The sequence below is a fragment of the Bradyrhizobium sp. genome (genome assembly GCF_049519115.1).
Taxonomy (GTDB): Bacteria; Pseudomonadota; Alphaproteobacteria; order Rhizobiales; family Xanthobacteraceae; genus Bradyrhizobium.
The window spans coordinates 1-3,803 of sequence record NZ_JBEKRB010000166.1 but is presented as its reverse complement, the minus strand read 5'-3'; the positions used below and the strand labels follow the sequence as shown (position 1 = coordinate 3,803).

Sequence of the window (3,803 nt, the reverse complement as noted above, 5' to 3'; positions counted from 1 at the left end):
CTCCCGCTCGTGGCGCGTGCTGTTCTCGCCTGAGAACCTGATCACGGGTGGCCTGGTCACGATCTACGCCATCTTCTGCTATTTCCATTATCCTGAATATTTCAACGTCCTCTATCCGATCGTTCGCGATACTTACCTATCGTGGTCGATGCCGATGTCGATTGTATTTTTTAATCCGGCGACGATGATTTGCGCGATCGCGGTGGTTTCGCTTCTTTGGGTGTCGCGACAACGGCCTCTTGATTCCGCCGCCCTGGTTATGATGGTCGCATCGCTCGGCTTCGCGTTCGCCTTCTACATGCAGCGGCGGGGTTGGAGCTACCAATCCTATCCCATGGTGGCTCTGGCGATGATCGCGATGGGCTATGTCCTGGCCGCGGATGCAAATTTGCGCTTGCGCCATTCCAGGCTGGCGGTCATCGCGATGCTGGCTATGGTGTTTGTTCTTGGCAGCCGCCTGTTCAGTGCGGGAGTGCCTGTCGGGCCGATCGAAGACGTCGTTGCCCGGATCAAACCAAATCCCAGAATTCTGGTGATGAGTGGTGAGGCCGCCATCGGCCATCCGCTGGTGCGAACGCTTCACGGAGTTTGGGTCTCGCGCCAGGAATGTTTGTGGATTCGCACTTTTACGCGGGTGGTGCACGAAAGAACGACCGTCAATGCAGACCTGGATGCCAGGCTAAACGGCTATGTGGCGCTGGAGCGGCAATGGCTGATCGAGGATTTCAAGCGGCTGCCGCCCGATGTCGTTCTCATCGATAATCTTCGCGACGGGTGGGGCGAGCGGGCGAAGACGGATGCTGAGCTGGCACAGCTCCTCAAGCCTTACGTGCTCGTGCAAACGATCGAGGGCATCGATATCCTGCGTCGGGTCGATTGATTTGCTGGAAATGATTACTCGCGGCAAATTATAGGGTGTACACTCCTTTCTTAGTGCTAAAGCCGCCCCCGCGGCGAAGGCGGCCAAAAGCCAGCCAGTCCAAGGAAATGAACGGCCGGAGACGGCCCTCAGGGAAAACGCATAAAGACACGCGCCTATAAGCAAGCCGTAGTTCTTCCGAAAGTCACCATCGCGCTTAACGACTTGCATAAAGTCGGATTGAGCGACTAGATTCGACATTGACAACCCTTCCTATCGTCCGGCTAAGCGCCGGCGGCGATGGAAGATGGGTTAGAGCACTGATTTGCCCGACGGGGCGAACCGAAGTTTTATCGGGGAGATAGAAAGCCGCACCGAGCTCTGGAAAGAGTGAAAACGTGGAGTTATCGGACGACGCCTTGCTCGGAATAGCGCGCGTCCTCAATCCTTGCAGCAAACTTCGCACAGATATGATCTTCTATCTCGGCAGCGTGATCACGGGCAGCGTTACCGAGAGGCAACACTGGCAGAGTTCTTGCTTTGAGCAGAATTGCCTTAAAGGAAAGCAATTAGTATCTCACTCATTGAGATTAAGGGTACTTGGGGTGATGGAAGGTTTTTTAGCCAACATAATTGATGCTTGGCATCGCCGAACTGTACTGGCGAAGCTATTCAGCTACGCGTCGATCGGTTTAGTGAACGTGATTGTCGACGTGGCCACCTTTACGCTGGCGTTTAAGCTAGTCGGACTACCGCTGGTTCCATCGAATGTAGTCTCCTGGCTCGTCGCGGTTACTGGCTCCTATGCGATGAACACCAAAATCACATTTGAGAAAGAAACAGGCGGGCTCTATAGCCTTGGCAGATACGCAAGTTTTGCCGCATCGGGAATCTTCGGGCTAGTCGTCGCAACAACTATATTGGTTGCGCTCTCGCAATACGTGAATATACCAGTCGCTAAATTGGTATCGATCGTCGCCGCATTCGGTGTGAATTTTTCTGTCTCGCATTTTTTCGTTTTTAGAATGCCACGCGCTAGTTGAGTGTGATCCGCGTCGTCAATGTAATGCGCCGGCCAATGCTGACACAGCGGTAGCAAACGCTGCCTGCGAACTAACGCCAAGCCTCCAGGCCAGCTTTCGTTTGGAGTGGATCCAGCCGTGGAAGCGCTGAAGCGTATTCAGCGGTTCTCGTGGAAACAGGCTATGGGCAAATTGCAGCGGATCCGGCAGCATTGCTGCGACGGCGCCGAGAACAATGACCCAAACCGAAGCGGACGTGGCGAACAGCCACAACGCTAAAGCTAGACCAGCGCAGGCATCCAAGGCGATGACCGCGAGATCCAACATGACGTTTCGGCTCAATCGCAAGCGCCGATTGTCTGCGCCTTTCCCGACCGAAATTGATCGTAGCCGATAGTCCCAGTGAGGAATAGCATCGATTACGAAGTGGCTCGCAAAGCCGGCAACCACCGCTAACAGCGGATGAGATGGCATTAAGCTCGCGATCGCGCCGCCGACAATTGCATGTGTACTCAATATCATAGCGGCTTCCTTCGAGCGCCTTTCTTCAGCGCGACCATCCCAAGCGTTACCTAGTAAAAAGGGCGCCAGCTGGAGCCGTCAATCTTAAGCGCTTGACTCCTAGCAAATCTATAATTGGGTTCGTTCCGCCAAAATCTAGAAAAATCACCTAAAGATTGAACATATCATTAATGCAATTTAAGAATGGTTCGCGACATTCCATCGTCACATGAGCCGCAAGGCACGCTTGCGTCTCGAAAATGCCCGACGCTCATAACGTTCAAGCTTCGCGAGCTCATTATTCAGCTTTGCCAGGATACGGATACGACGGGTTCCCTGCGTAGGCCCTGCTGCGCGATCGCGGCTGGACGCGGGCTTGTTTCGGTCATCCGACGCGGCCTTCCGTGCGATATTGGCTACCGAACGGTAGCTTTGCCAACAACCCGTCAAGCTTTTCAATGAAACCGCCCATCGGCGGCAGCGTCAGTATCGATCGTGTTGAAACATTCGTACAGCCCGCGGCGGTCAAAAGCTGGCGCGTCTGCGCCATGGTCAAAAGGACGGCGTCACGGTCGAAGGCGCAATCGCGCACGACCTTGCGGGTCAGCGGATTCATCGGGTTGTGTTCGTAGACCACGACCAAGCCACCGGCACGGGTGACGCGGCGCATCTCGCTGACGAATCGCGGCCATCGTTCAGGCGGAACGTGGTGAAGCACGCAGATGCAAAATGTGACGTCGAATTGCTTGTCCGGATAGGGCAGGTGATCGCCATCGTACGCCGTGTAAGAAACCGTCGGATTACGCTCTGTCGCCTTTGCGATGCAGGCGACGGATACGTCCACCCCGCTGACCGAGCCAACTGCGGGGGCCAGCAGCGGGTGGTAGTTGCCGATGCCGCAGCCGACATCCAGCAAGCTCAGTTGCCGTGGCGAGTCAAAGTGCGAGGCGATCGTTCGCAAGAGGTCATCGGCCTTGGCTCTCGTGAAGGACTCGACCTTTTGACCCGAGAACGAAATCGCGCGATTGACTGCGTCGTCATACGACTCGTTGTAGCGGTCAAATTCTTCTGCGATGGCTTGTTGCTGCGGATCCATGGTGTCCTGGGACGTCTCCGTCAAATTGAAGTCGCGGCGTCCGGAACCAGCGTGGCATCGTCATGCGTTTGAATGGGCTCGATACGCTGGTCGATGATCGGGGACGGTAATGACCGGGTGTTGCGGAAAATTCGCCCGATATATTCGCCCAGCATGCCGATAAAAGTAGTCTGGAAGCTCGTTGACAGAAGAACCAAAATAACAACCGTTGTAAATCCCTGAGGCGGCTTTCGGATAACGAGAATATAGTAGGCGAAGTAAAAAAGTGCTGCAAAGAACGACAGAAAACTAAAAATAAACCCGACGAGGGTGATCAGCTCGAGCG

5 protein-coding genes are annotated in these 3,803 nt (G+C 54.8%); 2 read left to right on the top strand and 3 right to left on the bottom strand.

Features of this window, described 5'->3' with window-relative positions; translation table 11 throughout:
* Both ABSE61_RS36565 and ABSE61_RS36560 read left to right on the top strand, forming a co-directional pair.
* Positions 1 to 880 (top strand): hypothetical protein (locus tag ABSE61_RS36565; RefSeq protein ID WP_423876017.1); only part of this gene is annotated, 880 nt, incomplete at its 5' end.
* A 377-nt stretch (positions 881 to 1,257) separates the two neighbouring features.
* Entirely contained in the window at positions 1,258 to 1,902 is a 645-nt protein-coding gene (locus ABSE61_RS36560) for a GtrA family protein (RefSeq protein ID WP_423876016.1), read from the top strand.
* Between the two features lie 15 nt (positions 1,903 to 1,917).
* Here the strand turns inward: ABSE61_RS36560 and ABSE61_RS36555 are convergent, their stop codons facing one another.
* The 3 genes from ABSE61_RS36555 to ABSE61_RS36545 form a co-directional block, all read right to left on the bottom strand.
* Entirely contained in the window at positions 1,918 to 2,403 is a 486-nt protein-coding gene (locus tag ABSE61_RS36555; RefSeq protein WP_423876015.1) for a hypothetical protein, read from the bottom strand.
* A 364-nt stretch (positions 2,404 to 2,767) separates the two neighbouring features.
* The gene (locus tag ABSE61_RS36550) at positions 2,768 to 3,502 is read right to left on the bottom strand and encodes a class I SAM-dependent methyltransferase (RefSeq protein ID WP_423876014.1); all 735 of its coding nucleotides are present in this window, start codon (positions 3,500 to 3,502) and stop codon (positions 2,768 to 2,770) included.
* On the bottom strand, positions 3,499 to 3,803 hold a 305-nt coding region (locus tag ABSE61_RS36545; RefSeq protein ID WP_423876013.1), incomplete at its 5' end, for a hypothetical protein. The genes ABSE61_RS36545 and ABSE61_RS36550, both read right to left, overlap by 4 nt.

What these genes read in the sequence shown, in the direction of transcription:
- ABSE61_RS36555 (WP_423876015.1), bottom strand. Translation starts at nt 2,403, where the DNA reads ATGATATTGAGTACACATGCAATTGTCGGCGGCGCGATCGCGAGCTTA.